Consider the following 17,253-nt stretch of genomic DNA (forward strand, 5'->3'; position numbering starts at 1 on the left):
CGTCTACGCTGCCTACACTCGGTCGAAAATCAGGGGGAAATCACATGCGTCTTCGTCTCTTGTTGCTCGCCGCCACCAGCCTCGCGCTCGCCGCGCCTGCCGCCGCCGCGCCGGCCGACGACCTCAAGGCGCTCGCCGACGAATATTGGGCGTTCACGATGCGCGAATATCCGACCTACGCATCGGCGCTTGGTATCAAGGATTATGACGACCGTCTGACCGACGTCAGCCTTGCCGCCGAAGATCGCCGCGCTGCCGCATGGGCCGCCTTCCTCGCGCGGCTCGACCGGATCCCAGACGCCGGCCTGTCCCCCGCCGATCGCGTCAATAAGGCGATCCTGCGCCGCAGCCTGTCCGAAGGCGTCGAAGCGAACCGCTTCGGCCAGCGGATGATGATTTTCTCGAACAGCGGCGGCTGGCACCAGCAGATCGCCGGCCTGTCCGACCAGCTGACCTTCAAGACCCGCGCCGACTATGACAATTATCTCAAGCGCCTCGCCGCCTATCCCGCGCTCAATGCCGAAGCGCTGAAGATCAGCCAGCGCGCGCTCGACGAGGGCTACACGCTGCCCTGCGTCGCGCTCGGCGGGTTCGAGGACACGATCACCGGCGTCATTCCCGCCGATCCGACCAAGTCGCGGCTGTACGCGCCCTTCGCGGCGGCGCGGCCCGCGACCATTCCGGCCGCCGAATGGACTGAGCTGCAGTCGCGGGCGCGGGGCCTGATCGACAGCGATCTTCGCCGCGCCTATGCGCAGCACCTTGCCTGGTACAGCGGCCGCTACAAGCCGCGCTGCAACAAGTTGGTCGGCGCGTCGGCTTTGCCCAACGGCCAGGCCTATTACGCCTACAAGATCCGCAACCAGACCACGACGACGCTGACCGCGGACCAGATCCATTCGCTTGGCCTCAGCGAAGTCGCGCGCATCCGCGCGGAGATGGAGCAGGTCGCGAAGAAGGCAGGCTTTGCCAGCCGCGAGGCGATGATCGCCGACCTTCGCACCAACCCCAAATATTATGCGAAGACGCCCGAAGAACTGATGCAGGCCACCGCGCGCGAGTTGAAGAAGATCGACGGCAAGATGCCGACCTTGTTCACCGTGCTTCCGCGCCTGCCCTACGGCATTCGCGAGATCCCGCTTGAGATCGCGCCGGGGACGACCACCGCTTATTATAATCCCGGCAGCCCCGAAAACGGCATTGCCGGCACTTATTACGTCAACACGACCAAGCTCGATCAGCGTCCGTTATGGGAAATCCCGCCGCTATCGGTGCACGAGGCTGTTCCCGGCCATCACCATCAGATCGCGTTGCAGCAGGAACTGTCGATGCCCGCATGGCGACGCAACGGCACCTTCTTTACTGCCTTCGTCGAGGGCTGGGGGCTTTATTCGGAGCGGCTAGGGATCGAGATGGGTCTCTACGACACGCCCGCGAAGGACATGGGTCGGCTAAGCTACGAGATGTGGCGTGCCACGCGGCTGGTGGTCGACACCGGCCTGCACGCCAAGGGTTGGCCGAAAGAGCGCGCGATCGCCTTCATGACCGATAATAGCGCGCTGTCGGCGGCGAACATCGAGGCAGAGGTCAACCGCTACATCGCCGATCCGGGACAGGCGCTCGCCTACAAGCTGGGCGAACTCAAGATCCGCGAACTCAGGGAGCGGAGCGAAAAGGCACTGGGGGCAAAGTTCGACCTTCGCCGCTTCCATGACGCGGTGCTGGGGCAGGGAGCAGTGCCGCTCGATACGCTTGACGCGCAGATCAGCGCGTGGATCGAAAGCGAGCGTCAGCGCTCCTGACGATCACTCGTCGGGAACGACCTCGGACGCGGTCTGTTCGCGGCGTTCGCGCATCGCCTGGTTGATCGTCTGCTGCATGCAGCCGGTGAAGCCTGCGGGCCCGACCGGCGAACAGCTGTTGATGCCGCTCTTGCCGTAATGCTCGATCGCCATGGCGCGCTGGGCCCAGCTCTGGCGCGCCTGAAGCGAACCGCCGTCGCGAAGCCGCTCGGGGATGCGATAGCGATCCTTTTCGGACCGGCGGACGCAGACCACGACGTCGTCGTCGGTCGAACGCGGGCAGGGATCGGTGCCGAACACCTCGATCTCGCGCATCGCCGACTGGGCGAGCGCGGGCGTGGTCACGACGAGCGCGGGAAGCGTCGCGGCGACACCGGCCAGGGTGAGGATCAGCGGGTTAAGAATACGGGTCATAGGGCCTCTCTTCAGCGGGTACAGCGGCCGAGCCGCGCCCCCGGTTCCCATCAAATACGTTTTGAAAGTTCGATCGCGACCCGGCACCCGGCGCGAATCGCTGCGGTCAGGACCGGATAGGCGATGGCATCCTGCGCCCCATGCTCGCGGGCGGTTTCGCGATGCTCGAGCTCCTCGGCCTGAAAATCGCGAATGTCGGCGGCGAGCTCGGGATCGGTTTCGCCAAGGTCGATCAGCTGGTCGGCATAATGCTTGTCGATCTCGGTTTCGACGGCGTCGGTGCAGGCCATCGCCGCCTTCTCGCTCATCAGCGCCGTCGCGGCGCCGAGCGCAAAACCGGCGACGTTCCAGAAGGGCTGCAGAAAGGTCGGTCGTACCCGGCGCTCGGCCAGCAGATGGTTGAAGCGGGCCAGGTGCCGCTCCTCCTGTGCCGCCATCCGCGCGATCTGGTGCGCGGTCGGCGATGCGCGGCCGAGGACGGCCAATTGCCCGGCATAAATGCGGGTGGCGCCATACTCACCGGCCTGGTTAACGCGCAGCATCGAATCGACGTCGGGTCGACGGTCGCCGGGTTTCCATTCGCTCATCGACGCGTCCTCCTGGTTGCCAGCACGACGATCGCGGCGGCACCGGCGAGGGAGATGATCGCATTCCATGCTGCCAGCGACAGGCCGAGGAACGACCATTGCACCTGGTCGCAGCGTACCAGCGGGACCGACATGATGTCCTCAAGCGAGGTCGCGCCGCTCGTGGTGCAGGTCGTCAGCCCTTCCCACCAGCCGAATTCGACGCCAGCGTGAAACACGCCGATCGCGCCCGACACCGCAACCGCCAGCGCCGCCAGCAGGACCAGCGGTCGTACCCGCGGCGATTGGATCGGCGAGAAGACCGCGATCGTCGCCAGCACCAGCGCCGCGACGTGCGGCCAGCGCTGCCAGTGACACATTTCACATGGGTAGAGCCCGCCGACGAATTGCGACAGAAGCGCGCCGCCGAGCAGGACGCCCGGGACAATGAGCGCAAGCACCCGCGCCTTGCCGAGACTCGCCGTCTGGTTGCCCGGCGGTGCCAGCATCAGCGGGTCGCGACCTTGGGTGCCGCAGCGGCCGCCGGCGCGGTCCGCTTGATCGCCTTCAGCGCATAGTCGAGCTGGAAGTCCTTCACGCCCTTCTTCTCCAATTCGGCCGCGGTGGCGGTGAAGCGGGGATCGGGCTTGTCGTCGTCCTCAAGGACCTCGTCCTTGATCGTCGCCTGGTTGACCAACGCACGGCGAAGGTCGGCCTCGCGAAGGCGGGGACGGGTCTTGTAATCCTCGTCCGACAGCTGCGGAACGGCGATGTCGGGATCGATCCCGCCGGCCTGAACCGACCGGCCCGACGGCGTGTAGTAACGCGCGGTGGTCAGGCGGAGCGCCGACTGCGGCCCGGTTTGGATCACGCTCTGCACCGATCCCTTGCCGAACGAGCGTTCGCCCATGACGATCGCGCGGCGATGGTCCTGAAGCGCGCCCGCTACGATCTCGGCGGCGGAGGCCGAACCGGCGTCGATCAGGACGATCACCGGCTTGCCCTTCGCCAAGTCGCCGTCCTTGGCATAGAAGCGCTGGATGTCGCCGGCCTCACGGCCACGCTCGGACACGATCTCGCCCTGCGACAGGAAGGCGTCGCTGACCTCGATCGACTGGTCGAGCAGGCCGCCCGGATTGGAGCGCAGGTCGACGATGTAGCCGGTGGCACGACCCGCGGTCGCCTTGTCGATCCCGGCCAGCGCCTCGCGGGTCAGTTCGCCGGTCTGAGCAGAGAAGCCGTTGATGTTGATGATGCCGACATTGTCCTTCACCTCCCACTTGACCGGCTTCAGGCTGATCCGTTCGCGGTTGAGGGTGACGTCGAAGGGCTTGTCGCGGCCGACGCGGACGATGGTCAGCTTGACCCGGCTACCCGGGGCGCCGCGCATCTTTTCGACCGCTTCGTCCAGGCTGAAGCCATAGAGGAACTCGCCGTCGATATGGGTAATGAAGTCGCCCGCCTTGATACCCGCGCGATCGGCCGGGGTGTCCTCGGTCGGCGCGATCACCTTCACCGCGCCATCCTCTGTCGACACGGTTAGGCCAAGCCCGCCGTAATTGCCCTCGGTCGTGGTGCGCAACTGGGTGAAGTCCGATGCCTCGGCATAGCTCGAATGCGGATCGAGCGCCGACAGCATCCCGTCGATCGCGCCCTTGATCAGCGTATGGTCGTCGACCTTGTCGACGTAATTGGCGCGCACCCGCTCGAACACGCTGAAGAATGTTTCCAGCTCTTTCTGCGTATCGGCATCGGCCGCGGCCATCGCACTGGTCGTGACCGGCACCATCGCGAGCGCGCCGACCAGCGCGAGAGGGGGGAGGAGCTTGGCCATGGAAATCATCGGATCGATCCTAATCTTCAGTCGCACGGGCGAGATTAGCGGCTGTTACCGCTATTTGACAGCGGAACAGATGAAGCTGCGATGAAGGCGGGGGAGACCGTGCGTCCATCCTGTCGCAATTCGACCCCGACCGGTCCCAGCGCGCGGCCGATTGCATCCCCGCGGCGCACCGTCGCCCCGCGCTGTAGGTTGCTCGAGACGTTGAGCAACAGGCTGGTCCAGCCGCGGCCGTGATCGATGATCATCAGGCCGTCCTGCCCGCGATAGGGCGCGGCGAAGAGAATACGGCCATCGGCGGGCGCGCGAACCTCGGTCCCGCGTGGCGCCGTCAGCTGCAGGCCGCGCGAGACGATCCCGCTGCGGCTGACCGATCCCAGTCCGTCGATCGCATCGCCGCCGACGGGCAGCGAATAAGCGGGGGCAGGAGAAGTCGCTTTCGAATCGCCCGGCGTCGGGCGCGGCGGCGCCATTCCGAGCGGGAGCAGCGCGGCGGCCGTGGCACGGGCAAGCCGGCGCTGCTGCGATTCGTTGCTTGCGGCGTCGATCGCTTCTCCGCCCGCCAACACCCGATCGCCGGCGCCGACCGCATCGCCCGTAAGCGACGCCGCACGGCGCGACGCCTCGACCTCCAGCGCGGCGAAGCGCTGCTGCCGCTCGGCGAGCGTGCGGCGGTCGGCGGCAAGCGCTTCTCGAGCGGATCGGGCCGACGCGGCAAGCGCGCGGCTGCGGGTCACGTCGGCGCGAAGCGAGGCGCTTCGTCGCTCTATTTCGGGCATAGTCGCGTCGAGCAATCCGCGGACGCGCACCATCTGCTCGACTGATCCGCCGTCGGCCAGCGCCAGCAACGGCGGCTGGCGCCCCATCTGAACCAGCCCGGCGACCAGCGAAGCGAGCGGCGCGCGCTGCGCCGCCAGTCGCGCGTCGGCCAGCGCGACGGCGGCTTCGACGCGGCGAAGCGTGGCATCGGCAGCGCTGATCCGCGCTTCGCTATCCTCGATCGCCGCGGCGGCGACGGCTTGCTGCGCCTTCAATCGTTCCGCTTCGCCCTCTGCCTCCGCCGCTTGGCGTTCCAGCGTCGCCAGTTGCCGGTTCGCGTTCGCCGCCTCGGCCTGGATCCTCGCCAATTCGGGATCGCTTGCGACCGGCGTCGTCGCGCTCGCCGCGAACAGCGGCAGCGTCAGCAGCAGGGCGAGACCGCGCTTCATCCTTCGCGGTGGTAAGGATGGCCCGCGAGTATTGCGGTCGCGCGGTAAAGTTGTTCGGCCAGCATCGCGCGGGCAAGCATGTGCGGCCAGGTCGCCGCGCCGAACGACAGCAGCAGGTCGGCGCCGTCGCGCTCGGCCTCGTCATGCCCGTCGGCGGCGCCGATCAGGAAGCGCGCCTCACGCCGACCGCCGTCACGCCATGCGCCAAGCCTGTCGGCGAAATCGGCCGACGACATCGCCTTGCCGCGTTCGTCGAGCACGATTCGGACGGGATTGTCCTTCGCCGCCGGCATCGTGCCGCCGCGATCGGGAAGTTCGGTGACCTTGGTCGGCCAGCTGATCCGCTTGAGATAGCGTTCGGTAAGCTCGGCTTCGGGCGAGCGACCGATCTTGCCGCGTGCGACGATGTGCAGCAGCACGGTGGCGTCAGGCGCCGGGGGCGGCCGCCTTCGGGGACGCCTCGTCGCCGAACGCCCACATCCGCTCCAGATTGTAGAATGTGCGAACCTCGGGCCGGAACAGGTGGACGATGACGTCGTCGGCATCGATCAGCACCCAGTCGGCGATCGGAAGGCCTTCGACGCGAACGATCTTGCCGAAATCCTGCTTGATCTTCGCTGCCAGCTTATTGGCCATCGACGCGACCTGGCGGGTCGACCGGCCGCTGGCGATCACCATGTGGTCGGCGATCGACGACTTGCCGGCGAGCGGGATCGTCACGACCTCGACCGCCTGGTCGTCGTCGAGCGATTGCATCACGAGGGCATGCAGCGCCTCGACGTCGACCGCATCGGTCTTGTCGTCGGGCACGTTGGCGGGATCGGACAAATTCACTCCTCAGGGGTTGCTGGCGGGGCCGCGGGGTCGCTTGAAAAGCGGCGGTGCCAGTCGGGGTCGCGCGTGCGCAGGCTGGTCGCGGAGGTGGTATCGGGTGGCAGGCGAAGGAAGATAATCGCCGGTGCACTCCATTGTGTCCAACTCCGCATGATGGATGCGGGGCGGACAAACCGCCGCAACCAGCCCATCGCGCGCGCCGCGCGGGCCTCGTCATCATAGCCCGGACGCGACATCACCGCAATCGGCACGAGTCGCGCCAGCCGCCGCCATTCCCTCCAGCGGTGAAAGTCGGGCAGCACGTCCTCGCCCATCAGCCAGATGAAGCGGTCGTTGGGATAACGGCGGGTCAGCTTGCTCAGCGTGTCGACGGTGTATCGGGTGCCCACCTTCGCCTCGAAATCGCTGACCATGATGCGGCTGCGACGGGCGACAATCCGGGCCGATGCGAGCCGCGCCTGAAACGGCGCCATGCCCTTGGCAGGCTTGAGCGGATTGCCGGGCGAGACCAGCCACCACACCTCGTCGAGCCCAAGCGCGTCGAGCGCCGCGAGGCTCATCCGGCGGTGGCCGCGATGGGCGGGATTGAAGCTCCCGCCGAGAAGGCCGATGCGGCGCATGCCCGACGGTCGCTAGCATCCGCCTCTGGTCCGCGCCAATCCCCGGCGGTAAGAGAGGCGCGGGGGAACGGCATGAGCGATATTGAGGGCATCAGCGACGTTATCACCGGGGCCGCGATCGCACGCGCGGTCGAGCCTTCCGCGGGCGGGGTTGGTGCCGACGGGCACACGCACGAATCGGCTTGTCTCAACTGCGGCACGATCCTGGTCGGCGACCATTGCCACGCCTGCGGCCAGCACGCCCACGTTTATCGCACGCTCAGCGCCTTCTTTCATGATCTGTTGCACGGTGTCTTCCACTTCGAAGGCAAGGTGTGGCGCACGCTGCCGATGCTGGCGTGGCGCCCGGGCGAGCTGACCCGCGCCTATATCGACGGGAAGCGCGCCAGCTTCGTCTCGCCGATCGCGCTGTTCCTTTTCTCGGTCTTCCTGATGTTCGCGTTGCTGGGGATGATGGGCAATATCTCGATGCCGCCGCAGGATGCGATAGGGGCCGAAATAAAGGCCGACTTGGCCGCCGACGCGCGCAAGCTTGCGACGCTTCAGTCCGACCTGCGCCGAGCGCGCGAGGCCGCGCAACCCACCGCTAGCATTGAGCGATCGATCAAGAGCCTGAGCGAGGACATGGCGGTCGAGCAGCGGATCGCCGACGAAGGCTTCGTTCGCGGAAGCGTGGTGCAGGTCAGCGACGACATGCCGCCGTGGCTGAAGGTGCCGGTGGAAAAGGCCGCCAAGAACCCCGAGCTGCTGCTCTACAAGGTGAAGACCAGCGCTTATAAGTGGAGCTGGGCGGTGATCCCGCTGTCGGTGCCGCTGCTGTGGCTGTTATTCCCGTTCAGCCGCCGCTTCCGCCTGTACGACCACACCGTGTTCGTCACCTATTCGTTGGGCTTCATGATGCTGCTGGCCTGCCTCGCCAGCCTGCTGATCGCGGTCGGCCTGGGCGCAGTCGGCGGGCTGCTCTTCTTCATCCCGCCATTCCACATCTACAAGCAGTTGCGCGGCACCTACGGCCTGTCGCGTTTCGGGGCGATCTGGCGGGCGATCGTCCTCGTGGTCGGCGCAATCACCGTGCTGTCGCTATTCGGCGTCGCGCTGTTCGGCGTCGGGATGTTCGACTAGCCCTTCTTGCAGGGATGCTTGCGGATCAGCAGCCGGGTCATCGCCTCGGTCATGTCGATCTTTGCGCGCTCGGCGCCAAGCGACGTCATGCCGTCAAGGAATTCGTGATTGCCAATGCGCTTGCTTCCCGGCGGCGGGCAATAGCGGCCCTGCTTGCCTTTTGCCTCGGTGGCGAGGCGGATCGCCCGCGCCTTTTCGCCCGCGGCCTTGGCCTCCTCGACGACCGGGCGAAGGTCCTTCGACATCAGCGCCAGCGGCCCCTTTTTCTTCAGCGCCATCGCGCGCTTGTAGAAGGCCTCGGCATTCATGTGCTGGGCGGTGGCGACGGTGGGAAGAGCGGCGGCGGAGGCCACGACCAGCAGGGCAAGGGTACGCATCGACAGGTCGGCTCCGGACTTGAAACGGCAATTAAAGCGGGAGCCTGCGTCGATCTTCGCGTGAACGCAAGGGGTTAGCGGGGGCAGGGGTATTTGGCGGTCAGGATCCGAAGCATCGCTTCAGTCATGTCGATCCGGCGGCGATCAGCGACCGGAATCGCCGACAGCCGCTTCATGAATTCGGTCGATCCCATCTCACGCTTGCCCGGCGGCGGGCAGAAACGGGTCGGGCGTCCGGCCTTCTTGTCGGCGTCGTAACGCGCACCGGCGGCTTTCCCCGCGGCTTGGCCCTCGGCCATCAAATTCTTGATCTCACCGCCCGAGAACAGCGCCATCGGGCCCTTCTTCTTCAGCGCGGTGGCGCGGGCGTGGAAGCTTTCGGCGTTCATCGTCTGGGCATGGCCGGTGGCGGGAAGCGCGACGGCGGCGAGGGCAAGCAACAGAAACCGTGACATCAAGAAAAAACCCTCCGCACCATGACGATGCGGAGGGTCTTCACGACAATTGTGGCGCGAAAAGGTCAGGCGCCGGCAGAGGCGGGACCGCCGATGCCGGGTTTCGGCCGGCGGCTCTTGGGGATCGAGGTCCCGGTCGCCGGGAGAACCGGCTTGTGATCGGTCCCACGATCGATGTCGCCGCCCTTCAACAGCGTCTTGATCTCCTCGCCCGTCAGCGTCTCATATTCGAGCAACGCCTTGGCGATGATGTGCAGCTGGTCGAGATGCTTGGTCAGGATCTCACGCGCCCGCTCCAGGCCCTGCTCGACGAAGCGCTTCACCTCGGCATCGATCAGCTTGATGGTTTCGCCCGACATGCGCTTCTGCTGCGGCGCGAAGTAACCCGTCGGGGTCTCGTCGCCGTCGGAGAAGTCGAGCGGGCCGAGCTTGTCGGACATGCCCCACTTGGTGACCATCGCCCGGGCGAGACGGGTCGCCTGCTGGATGTCGCTCGAGGCGCCCGACGACACCTTGTCGTGACCGAAGATCAGTTCTTCGGCCACGCGGCCACCGAAGGCGACGGCGAGGTCGGCATGCATCTTGTCACGGTGGTAGGAATAGCTGTCACGCTCCGGCAAGGGCTGGACCATGCCCAGCGCGAAACCACGCGGGATGATCGTCGCCTTGTGAATCGGATCGGCGGTCGGCTCGTGCGCGAAGACGAGCGCGTGACCGGCCTCGTGATAGGCGGTCATCTTTTTCTCGTCCTCGGTCATCACCATCGACCGGCGCTCGGCGCCCATCATGACCTTGTCGCGCGCGTCGTCGAACTCCTGCGCGGCGACGAGGCGCTTGCCTCGGCGGGCGGCAAGCAAGGCGGCTTCGTTGACGAGGTTGGCAAGGTCGGCACCCGAGAAGCCCGGCGTGCCGCGAGCGATAACGCGTGGATCGACGTCGGGCGCCAGCGGCACCTTCTTCATGTGGACGGCCAGAATCTGCTCGCGGCCCTCGATGTCCGGGCGCGGCACCATCACCTGGCGATCGAACCGGCCCGGGCGAAGCAGGGCAGGATCGAGCACGTCGGGACGGTTGGTCGCGGCGATGATGATGATGCCTTCGTTGGCTTCGAAGCCGTCCATCTCGACCAGCAGCTGGTTGAGCGTCTGCTCGCGCTCGTCATTGCCGTTGCCGAGCCCGGCGCCGCGATGACGGCCGACCGCGTCGATTTCGTCGATGAAGACGATGCAAGGGGCCGACTTCTTGGCCTGTTCGAACATGTCGCGGACGCGGCTTGCGCCGACGCCGACGAACATCTCGACGAAGTCCGAACCCGAAATGGTGAAGAAGGGGACGCCTGCCTCACCCGCGATGGCGCGGGCGAGCAACGTCTTGCCGGTGCCGGGTGACCCGACCAGCAATGCTCCCTTGGGGATCTTGCCGCCGAGGCGCGAGAATTTGCCGGGATCCTTCAGGAACTCGACGATCTCGGTCAGCTCCTCGCGGGCCTCGTCGATCCCCGCGACGTCGGAAAAGGTCACGCGGCCTTCCTTGGGGACCAGGATCTTGGCGCGGCTCTTGCCGAAGCCCATCGCGCCGCCGCCGGCATTCTTCTGCATCTGGCGCATGACGAAGAAGCTGATGCCCAGGATCAGCAGGAAAGGCAGCGACTGGTAGAGCAGGATCAGCCAGAAGCTCGACTGCTCCTCGGCCTTGACCGCGACGCCGACGCCCTTGGCGATCAGGCGATCGGAGACATTGGCGTCGGACGGGGCGACGGTGCGGAAGGGCTTGCCGTCGGCCATCTTGCCGCTCACCGCGACGTTGCCCGTGCTCGACGTGGCGATGGTCACCGACTGGACATTGCCTTCGTCGACCTGCCGCACAAAATCGGAATAGGAGAGCGGCTCGCCCGTGGTGGCTGCGCCGGTGTCGAAGGCGCGCACGAACATGACGAGGCCGACGATCACCGCGATCCAGATCAGCAGCGATTTCGTCCAGGGGTTGCCGGGCTTCTTGTCCAGATTCTTGTCGTCCACGAGCTTTGAGTCTCCTTGTACGCCCAAGATAGTCGTCCCAGCCTTAATAACAATGGAACGGGCGACGAGGCGTGAAGGGGCAGCGCTTAGGTTCGCAAAGTTCGTGGAGTGAGGCGCATTTCCGGGGCCGATTTGCGAACTTAAGCGATCGGGCGATCGAGGCTGCGAAGTTGTTCGATCATGCCATGACGGCGCGGTTGTAGGACAGGCTTTTCGGTCAGGCGTTTCCGCCAAGCCACTTGATCCGCCACTGCCCGCCTTCGTCGACCAGCACGAGGACGGTGCCCAGCGGGCTCCTGACCTGATCGTAGCGGACGTGCCCGATGCCGCCTTCGCCAACTGCGACTTGGGCCCAGCCGCGGTCGTCGGGTCCGGTCAGAAGGGTCAACCGGACGCTCTGCGCGACGGACTGGACGGCCGACGAGGACCAGTCCGGGGCGGATCGGACGACGAGCGGACGGAGTGCGATCACGCCGTCGCCGGTCTCGTCCTCGGTCATCGACGCCACGAACGGCAGCATGGCGCGCCCCCGCCGCACCGCGCATCCCAGGCCAAGCAGCGTGTCGAGTTCGCTCCAGACGGCGGCCGCGGCGGGGCGGTCGAGCCCCCAGTCGGTGTTTCCCGGAACGCCGCCGATCCCGTTCATCCGCATCCGCCCGTCGGCCGCGAACAGGCCGCGCAAGCCGGCCGCGTCGCGCGCCGCGACGGTCGCCCGCAGTCGGGCACTGAAGGCGGCGTATCCGGGGAGGGAGGCGCATTCGTCGGGCCACGTCACCGCAACACTGTTGCGTGCTGCGACGGATGACGTTGGCGGAGCGGGTAGATCGCAGCTTGCAACGGTCAGGCCGAGCCCAATGCAACAGATGGTCAGAACGACGGGCGGCACGAGAATTGCGGTACGCATGGAGGCCATCCTTCGATCTGACGAAGAATGGTACCATGTGGAGGGTGATCGGCAATGCGCATGCGGGACGCTTGCACGAAGCCTTGTGAAGCAAGATTGGATGCGTCGCATGTTCCGTCGAGCGGTGACCTCGACGCGCCCGTGCGGGTCTGGCAACCCTGCGCATCGGTAGAAGGGGATCGGCCGGATGCAGTTGAGCGATCGGGATGCAGAGCGGATGCTGCTTGAAGGCGTGACCGCGCTTCGGTCGGGTGATGCGGCGACGGCGCGGGCGCGCTTCGCGGCGGTCATCGACGCCGGGCGCGCGGACGGGCAAAGCCTGATCCTGCTCGCGATGGCATGCCGGGGGCAGGGCGACCGCGCGGCAGAAGAGGCAACGCTCGACACGCTGTTGCGCCTCGAGCCGCGCACCGTTCGCGGGCGGATCATGAAGGGTGATTGTCGCGTCGAGGCGGGTGACGAGGGGTCGGCGCTAGGCTTCTACAGCAGCGCGCTGCAGATTGCGGACGGGCAGGAACTGCCGGCCGACCTGATGGCCGAGCTTCGCCGGGTCGAAGCCGCGGTCGCGACGCTCAAGTCTTCGCGGCTGGCAAAGCGGGAGGAGACGCTGGTCGCGCAGGGCCTGCCGCCCGAACAACGCAGCGACCGCTTTCGGGCCTCGCTCGACATCCTGTCGGGCGCCAAGCAGATCTTCCTCCAGGAGCCGACGGGCTATTACTTTCCCGGCCTGCCGCAAATTCAGTTCTTCGACTTGGGCGATCAGCCGTGGGTGAAGGAAGTGGAGGCTGCGACGGACGCAATCCGCGCCGAGCTGGATGCCCTGCTGACCGCGGGCCGGGACGGGTTCCGGCCCTATCTGCGATCGGATGCCAATCGGCCGCGGCTCGACGATGAACGCCTGCAGGACAGCATGGACTGGAGCGCCCTGTTCCTGTGCGAGAATGGCGAGACGTTCGACGATGCCATCGCACAATGCCCGCACACGTGGGACACGGTCCAGGCGGCGCCGCTGCCGCGCATGACAAACTCGCCGACCGTCATGTTTTCATGGCTGCGCCCCGGGGCGAAGATTGCGCCGCACACGGGGACGCACAACACCCGTCTGACCTGCCACCTTCCGCTGATCGTGCCGCCTGGGTGCGGATTTCGCGTCGGGAACGAGGTACGCGAATGGCAGGTCGGCAAGCTGATGGTGTTCGACGATTCGATCGAGCATGAAGCGTGGAACGAGAGCGGCAAGAATCGCCTGGTGCTGATCTTCGACATCTGGCGGCCCGAGCTCAGCGAACAGGAGCGGCGCGAGGTGGGCGCGTTGTTCTATGCGTCCTCGCTCGAATAGGCGCTTAAATCTCCCGGGTTCGGTAAGCCTGTGATATGCTTCGGCCCTCGAGTCCGGAAGGAACCGAAGATGGCAGGCGGAATTGGACTACCCTCTCTGACGGGCTTGTTGGGAAGTGCCTTGCTAGCTGCCCCCGGCGAAAATCCGGACGCTTCGACAGCGCAGTTGAAAGTCTGTCAGATGGTCGTCGGTGCCCAACCGGGCGCCAAGCCTTATCGTCTCTGCATGACAAAGGCCGAATGGGACGCGAAGAAGGCCTTGGACGCCAAGAACGCCAACCGGATCGTCTGTCACTATCAGGATCGGCCAGGGACGCGGTTCCGGTCGGCGAAGGTGTGCATGTCGGCCGCGGAATGGACTAACGAACGCCTCCGCAATCGGCAGGCGGTCGAACAGATACAGATGCGATCGTGCGTTCCCGGCGGCGGTTGCTAAGCGCCCAAACCTGATCGCGGCCGGGGCGGTGCCGCCCGGTGGCGAATAGCCGGGCGCGATCCGACGTCCTTATCGGCTTTTCAACAGTCGTTCGATCGCGCGGTGGTGGGCGACGTCGTCGCCGACGAGGCGCTCCAGCGTTCGGCGGAGCGCCACCAGTTCGACCGCGGACAGGTGCTCGATCCCGATGAACTCGTTTCTTGCCTTGCCGCCCGCGCGGATCAACTCGTCGAGCTTGGCCTGGATCGCGGAGGCGTCGCGGTTCTGCGCATTCTGGATCAGGAACACCATCAGGAAGGTGACGATGGTCGTGCTGGTGTTGATGACCAACTGCCACGTGTCGGACCAGCCGAACAACGGCCCAGAAAGCGCCCACAATAACACGATCGTGAACGCGACGGCGAATGACTTGGACTGACCCGCGGTCGCAGCGACACGCTCCGACAGGCGCTCGAAAAACGGATGCATGGCAGCCCCCTTCGTGGTTGGTGGGCAAATCTACGCCATGTGGGCGTCAGACCCTAGCGCGGCGGTGGCGCCTGGGTGATGATCCATTGCGCGCCGCCGGCCAGCTTCAGGCCGGAAAGTGTCACGGTCGCGCCGGCTTCGAGCGCGGTGATTGCCCGCATGAGATCGGGGCCGCGCGGGGTGGGGGCTTCCAGCGCGTCGAAGGCGGCGAGCAACAGGCGGCGACGAAACTCTCTTGGCAGGTCGACGGGGTGGATGGTGAGGCGGTCGCCCGCTCGTTCGAGCCGAGTGGCGAGGAGGGGGGCGAGCGCCCATTCGATGGCGTCGTCGGAATCGCGAATTGCGGCGGCGCTCGCGGCGAGGCGGGCGGGGTCTAGCCAGTCGGCCCCGCGCAGGAACTGGCGGATGCGCGAGCGGTCGTGGCGGGGGTCGCGGTTCGACGGGTCGTCGACGGCGTCGAGGCCAGCGGCGTCGACCAGCGCGACGAGGTCGGTCTTTCGCCAGCCGAGCAGCGGGCGGATCAGCGCGACGCCCTCCAAGAGAGGACGAGTGGGCCGCGAGCCGCTGAGGCCGGCGATGCCCGATCCGCGCGCCAGCCGCATCAACAGCGTTTCGGCCTGGTCGTCGGCGTGATGTGCAGTGGCGACGGCGGGGAAGCCGCGCACGGCGGCCCATTGGCCGAGCAGGCGATAGCGCATCGCCCGCGCCTCGGCCTGGATCGCGGCGGTCGGCGGAGATGCCCAGTCGGCGACCAGCGTCTGGTGCGGGATGCCGAGCCTGGCACACACTGCCGCCACGGTCGCGGCTTCGTCGGCGCTGCCCTCGCGAAGGCTATGGTCGACCGTCGCCGCTTCGATCAGCCCCGGCCGCGCGGCGGCGGCAAGCAGCAGCAGCGCGAGGCTGTCGGGCCCGCCCGACACCGCGACCCCGACGCGGACGCCGGGCGCGATCAGCGCGTCGAGGTCCTTGCGAAAACGGGCGACGAGGGCCGGATCGACCGTCATCCGACGGTCGGCGCTTGCCTTAGCTGCACTTCGCTTCGGTCTTGGCGGCGCGCAGGTCGGCGCGCAGCGGTGCGCGGAGCGAGGTGCCGTAGACATCCTCAAGCTCCGCATAGGCCTTGCACGCCTGCGCCGGCTGCCCGAGCCGGGTCAGCGACTTGCCGAGGTAGAACAGGCTGTCCTGCGCGCGCTCGCCCTTGGGATCGCGGCGATAGTTGGCGAGGAGGGTCTCGGCGGCGGCGCGGGGCTGGCCCTTGTCGAGCAAGGCGCGGCCATGAAGGTTGTGCGCCCAGCTGACGCGGCGATGGTTCGGGTAGCGTGCCGCCATCGCCTTCAGCGCGGTGATCGCCTGGTCGTACTTCTTGGCGACCCACAGCTGGTAGCCGGCATCGTAGGCGGCTTCGGCAGGGTCGGAGGATGCAGCGGTCGACGTGGTGGTCGTCGCGGACGGGGTATTGGAACCCTCGAAGCGCGGGCGCGACGGCGGCGGCGAGGGCTCGTCGAGCGAGGTCACTTCGCGGCCTTCGTCGCGATCATTGTCGTCGGGGACCACCGGCTGGGCATTTTCGATCGCGCGGAGGCGGCGGTCCTGGTCGGCGCGGAGGCGCGCGACTTCGGCTTCCATCGTCGCAAGGCGGTTGGTATTTTCCTCCGACGTGCGGACGATCTCGGCGACCTGCCGCTCAAGCGCATCGAGGCGGTTGCTCTGCGCGGTCACGACGACCTGGCTTGCGGCGGGCTCGTCGCTGAAGCCGGCGGTGTCGGCGGGCTGGCCTTTCGGGAAGACCTGGCGCTGCACCTGTCGCACCTGCCGCTCCAGCCGGTCGATGCGCTGGTCCGGGGTCTGCGCCCGCTGCGCCGCCGCGGGCGAGGCGGCGATCATGGTCAGGGCAACGAGCGGAAGGGCAGTCGAGAAACGCATGATATTCAAAAATCCTCGCGAAGGCTGATGGCGGCGCGACGGTGACTCGCGGTTCCTGACGCGCCGATGAACTAGGGCGTGGGCGTGGCGCTATTCGCCGGGGGTGTGGCCGCGGGCGCACGCATCAGGTCGGCGGGCTTCAGGCTGACGCCCGACACGCGCTGGCCTGCCGGACCGACCGGCGGCGCGTCGGCGGTGCCGACCGAAATGCGGAGAGCCTCGGGCTTGCCGGTGGTGAGGACCGGCGCGGTCGCGGTCGCCGGGACCTCGAAGCTCTGGCCGACGCCGAGTTCACCCTGGCGAAGGACGTTGGCGCCGTCGCGGACCTCGATCCACACTGCGTCGTCGGCGGTCAGGACGACCGGACCCGACGCGGCGGGAAGCGCGCCCGGCGCGGGGGCTGCCGCCGGACCCGCCGCCGTCGCCGGCGCCTCGGGCAGCGGGGCCTGCGGCTCGAGCGAGCGATTGCTCATCCAGGTGAAGCCGAGCACTGCGATCAGCACGAGCGCGAGCGCGCCGAAGACGAGGCCCTTGGGCATCGTGCGCGCAGGGTCGGCGGCCTCATAGACTTCGGACATGGTCGCCATCGGCGCCCGGCTTCCGCCCATTTCGGCACGAAGCTGCTCGGCGATCTCTGCCTTGTCGAGCCCGACCGCGCTTGCATAATTCTTGGCGAAGCCGACCGAATAGGTCGCGGCGGGCAAATTGTCCCACTCGCTCGCCTCCAGGCTGGCCAGGTGGCGGGTCGGAATGCGGGTCGACGATGCCACGTCCTCGAGCGACAGGCTTTTCGCCTCGCGCGCTTCACGCAGGCGTTCGCCAACCGTCATCGGCACAGTGCCATCGGTCTCGTCCATCGCTATCCCCTGCGCTGCTGAAGCTTGATTTGCGTTGCACTTGTCGAGAGGCGGCGGCTTGCTGTCAACCG

General features: G+C 67.0%; 20 protein-coding genes. 4 read left to right on the top strand and 16 right to left on the bottom strand.

All coding sequences use genetic code 11. From position 1 onward, the window contains the following. The first annotated feature begins 44 nt into the window (after positions 1-44). A complete protein-coding gene (locus SH584_RS09300; RefSeq protein WP_324806543.1) occupies positions 45-1,802 on the top strand; it encodes a DUF885 domain-containing protein in 1,758 nt (585 codons plus the stop codon). A gap of 3 nt (positions 1,803-1,805) precedes the next feature. On the opposite strand, the gene SH584_RS09305 is transcribed toward SH584_RS09300, so the two are convergent. The 8 genes from SH584_RS09305 to SH584_RS09340 all read right to left on the bottom strand — a co-directional run bounded on the left by SH584_RS09305 (position 1,806) and on the right by SH584_RS09340 (position 7,284). Continuing rightward, positions 1,806-2,216, bottom strand: coding sequence for a hypothetical protein (locus SH584_RS09305; RefSeq protein WP_322841491.1), 411 nt, complete (start codon positions 2,214-2,216; stop codon positions 1,806-1,808). A 50-nt stretch (positions 2,217-2,266) separates the two neighbouring features. After that, complete coding sequence (locus SH584_RS09310) at positions 2,267-2,803, bottom strand: demethoxyubiquinone hydroxylase family protein (protein ID WP_324806545.1); 537 nt, start codon at positions 2,801-2,803, stop codon at positions 2,267-2,269. Next, positions 2,800-3,291, bottom strand: coding sequence for a disulfide bond formation protein B (locus tag SH584_RS09315; protein WP_324806547.1), 492 nt, complete (start codon positions 3,289-3,291; stop codon positions 2,800-2,802). The genes SH584_RS09310 and SH584_RS09315 overlap by 4 nt, the downstream gene beginning before the upstream one ends. Continuing rightward, complete coding sequence (locus SH584_RS09320; RefSeq protein ID WP_324806549.1) at positions 3,291-4,616, bottom strand: S41 family peptidase; 1,326 nt, start codon at positions 4,614-4,616, stop codon at positions 3,291-3,293. Before SH584_RS09320 ends, SH584_RS09315 begins: the two co-directional genes overlap by 1 nt. 44 nt (positions 4,617-4,660) lie before the next feature. After that, positions 4,661-5,830 carry a murein hydrolase activator EnvC family protein gene (locus SH584_RS09325; RefSeq protein WP_324806551.1) on the bottom strand — a complete coding sequence of 390 codons (1,170 nt, stop codon included), beginning with the start codon at positions 5,828-5,830 and terminating at the stop codon, positions 4,661-4,663. After that, a complete protein-coding gene (locus SH584_RS09330) occupies positions 5,827-6,249 on the bottom strand; it encodes a 23S rRNA (pseudouridine(1915)-N(3))-methyltransferase RlmH (RefSeq protein WP_322841486.1) in 423 nt (140 codons plus the stop codon). The genes SH584_RS09325 and SH584_RS09330 overlap by 4 nt, the downstream gene beginning before the upstream one ends. Positions 6,250-6,256: 7 nt before the next feature. Then, complete coding sequence (gene rsfS, locus SH584_RS09335) at positions 6,257-6,586, bottom strand: ribosome silencing factor (RefSeq protein WP_322842327.1); 330 nt, start codon at positions 6,584-6,586, stop codon at positions 6,257-6,259. A gap of 74 nt (positions 6,587-6,660) precedes the next feature. Then, complete coding sequence (locus SH584_RS09340) at positions 6,661-7,284, bottom strand: nicotinate-nucleotide adenylyltransferase (RefSeq protein ID WP_324806554.1); 624 nt, start codon at positions 7,282-7,284, stop codon at positions 6,661-6,663. Positions 7,285-7,356: 72 nt separating this feature from the next. Here SH584_RS09340 and SH584_RS09345 point away from each other — a divergent pair, with 72 nt between their 5' ends. Next, positions 7,357-8,406, top strand: coding sequence for a DUF3667 domain-containing protein (locus tag SH584_RS09345; protein ID WP_324806556.1), 1,050 nt, complete (start codon positions 7,357-7,359; stop codon positions 8,404-8,406). On the opposite strand, the gene SH584_RS09350 is transcribed toward SH584_RS09345, so the two are convergent. The 4 genes from SH584_RS09350 to SH584_RS09365 all read right to left on the bottom strand — a co-directional run bounded on the left by SH584_RS09350 (position 8,403) and on the right by SH584_RS09365 (position 12,160). Next, positions 8,403-8,783 carry a hypothetical protein gene (locus SH584_RS09350; RefSeq protein WP_324806558.1) on the bottom strand — a complete coding sequence of 127 codons (381 nt, stop codon included), beginning with the start codon at positions 8,781-8,783 and terminating at the stop codon, positions 8,403-8,405. The two genes, SH584_RS09345 and SH584_RS09350, sit on opposite strands and share 4 nt — an antisense overlap. 74 nt (positions 8,784-8,857) lie before the next feature. Further along, a complete protein-coding gene (locus tag SH584_RS09355) occupies positions 8,858-9,238 on the bottom strand; it encodes a hypothetical protein (protein ID WP_324806560.1) in 381 nt (126 codons plus the stop codon). Positions 9,239-9,303: 65 nt separating this feature from the next. Continuing rightward, on the bottom strand, positions 9,304-11,256 hold the full coding sequence (gene ftsH / locus SH584_RS09360; RefSeq protein ID WP_324806562.1) for an ATP-dependent zinc metalloprotease FtsH: 1,953 nt from the start codon (positions 11,254-11,256) through the stop codon (positions 9,304-9,306). 217 nt (positions 11,257-11,473) lie between these two features. Further along, positions 11,474-12,160: a hypothetical protein gene (locus SH584_RS09365; RefSeq protein ID WP_324806564.1), complete on the bottom strand. Its 687-nt coding sequence runs from the start codon at positions 12,158-12,160 to the stop codon at positions 11,474-11,476. A 187-nt stretch (positions 12,161-12,347) separates the two neighbouring features. On the opposite strand from SH584_RS09365, the gene SH584_RS09370 reads away from it, so the two are divergent. Together SH584_RS09370 and SH584_RS09375 are read left to right on the top strand one after the other, a co-directional pair. Next, positions 12,348-13,499, top strand: coding sequence for an aspartyl/asparaginyl beta-hydroxylase domain-containing protein (locus SH584_RS09370; RefSeq protein WP_324806566.1), 1,152 nt, complete (start codon positions 12,348-12,350; stop codon positions 13,497-13,499). 225 nt (positions 13,500-13,724) lie between these two features. Further along, the gene (locus SH584_RS09375; RefSeq protein ID WP_324806568.1) at positions 13,725-13,934 is read left to right on the top strand and encodes a hypothetical protein; all 210 of its coding nucleotides are present in this window, start codon (positions 13,725-13,727) and stop codon (positions 13,932-13,934) included. A gap of 69 nt (positions 13,935-14,003) precedes the next feature. Here the strand turns inward: SH584_RS09375 and SH584_RS09380 are convergent, their stop codons facing one another. The 4 genes from SH584_RS09380 to SH584_RS09395 form a co-directional block, all read right to left on the bottom strand. Then, entirely contained in the window at positions 14,004-14,402 is a 399-nt protein-coding gene (locus SH584_RS09380; RefSeq protein ID WP_324806570.1) for a low affinity iron permease family protein, read from the bottom strand. Between the two features lie 53 nt (positions 14,403-14,455). Then, positions 14,456-15,406, bottom strand: coding sequence for a tRNA lysidine(34) synthetase TilS (gene tilS, locus SH584_RS09385; protein ID WP_324806572.1), 951 nt, complete (start codon positions 15,404-15,406; stop codon positions 14,456-14,458). A 19-nt stretch (positions 15,407-15,425) separates the two neighbouring features. After that, complete coding sequence (locus tag SH584_RS09390) at positions 15,426-16,325, bottom strand: tetratricopeptide repeat protein (RefSeq protein WP_324806574.1); 900 nt, start codon at positions 16,323-16,325, stop codon at positions 15,426-15,428. Positions 16,326-16,396: 71 nt separating this feature from the next. Continuing rightward, on the bottom strand, positions 16,397-17,182 hold the full coding sequence (locus SH584_RS09395; protein WP_322841474.1) for a helix-turn-helix domain-containing protein: 786 nt from the start codon (positions 17,180-17,182) through the stop codon (positions 16,397-16,399). Positions 17,183-17,253 lie beyond the last annotated feature (71 nt).

Origin of the sequence: Sphingomonas sp. LY29 (genome assembly GCF_035593985.1) — a bacterium.
Classification (GTDB): Bacteria; Pseudomonadota; Alphaproteobacteria; order Sphingomonadales; family Sphingomonadaceae; genus Sphingomicrobium.

Excerpts from the sequence above, each read along its gene's own strand:
- SH584_RS09380 (WP_324806570.1), bottom strand. The coding sequence starts at position 14,402 with ATGCATCCGTTTTTCGAGCGCCTGTCGGAGCGTGTCGCTGCGACCGCG.
- SH584_RS09395 (WP_322841474.1), bottom strand. The coding sequence starts at position 17,182 with ATGGACGAGACCGATGGCACTGTGCCGATGACGGTTGGCGAACGCCTG.
- SH584_RS09300 (WP_324806543.1), top strand. The coding sequence starts at position 45 with ATGCGTCTTCGTCTCTTGTTGCTCGCCGCCACCAGCCTCGCGCTCGCC.
- SH584_RS09340 (WP_324806554.1), bottom strand. The coding sequence starts at position 7,284 with ATGCGCCGCATCGGCCTTCTCGGCGGGAGCTTCAATCCCGCCCATCGC.
- rsfS (WP_322842327.1), bottom strand. The coding sequence starts at position 6,586 with ATGCAATCGCTCGACGACGACCAGGCGGTCGAGGTCGTGACGATCCCG.
- SH584_RS09390 (WP_324806574.1), bottom strand. The coding sequence starts at position 16,325 with ATGCGTTTCTCGACTGCCCTTCCGCTCGTTGCCCTGACCATGATCGCC.
- SH584_RS09345 (WP_324806556.1), top strand. The coding sequence starts at position 7,357 with ATGAGCGATATTGAGGGCATCAGCGACGTTATCACCGGGGCCGCGATC.
- SH584_RS09370 (WP_324806566.1), top strand. The coding sequence starts at position 12,348 with ATGCAGTTGAGCGATCGGGATGCAGAGCGGATGCTGCTTGAAGGCGTG.
- SH584_RS09350 (WP_324806558.1), bottom strand. The coding sequence starts at position 8,783 with ATGCGTACCCTTGCCCTGCTGGTCGTGGCCTCCGCCGCCGCTCTTCCC.
- SH584_RS09315 (WP_324806547.1), bottom strand. The coding sequence starts at position 3,291 with ATGCTGGCACCGCCGGGCAACCAGACGGCGAGTCTCGGCAAGGCGCGG.
- SH584_RS09325 (WP_324806551.1), bottom strand. The coding sequence starts at position 5,830 with ATGAAGCGCGGTCTCGCCCTGCTGCTGACGCTGCCGCTGTTCGCGGCG.
- SH584_RS09310 (WP_324806545.1), bottom strand. The coding sequence starts at position 2,803 with ATGAGCGAATGGAAACCCGGCGACCGTCGACCCGACGTCGATTCGATG.
- tilS (WP_324806572.1), bottom strand. The coding sequence starts at position 15,406 with ATGACGGTCGATCCGGCCCTCGTCGCCCGTTTTCGCAAGGACCTCGAC.
- SH584_RS09355 (WP_324806560.1), bottom strand. The coding sequence starts at position 9,238 with ATGTCACGGTTTCTGTTGCTTGCCCTCGCCGCCGTCGCGCTTCCCGCC.
- SH584_RS09365 (WP_324806564.1), bottom strand. The coding sequence starts at position 12,160 with ATGCGTACCGCAATTCTCGTGCCGCCCGTCGTTCTGACCATCTGTTGC.
- SH584_RS09305 (WP_322841491.1), bottom strand. The coding sequence starts at position 2,216 with ATGACCCGTATTCTTAACCCGCTGATCCTCACCCTGGCCGGTGTCGCC.
- SH584_RS09320 (WP_324806549.1), bottom strand. The coding sequence starts at position 4,616 with ATGGCCAAGCTCCTCCCCCCTCTCGCGCTGGTCGGCGCGCTCGCGATG.
- SH584_RS09375 (WP_324806568.1), top strand. The coding sequence starts at position 13,725 with ATGACAAAGGCCGAATGGGACGCGAAGAAGGCCTTGGACGCCAAGAAC.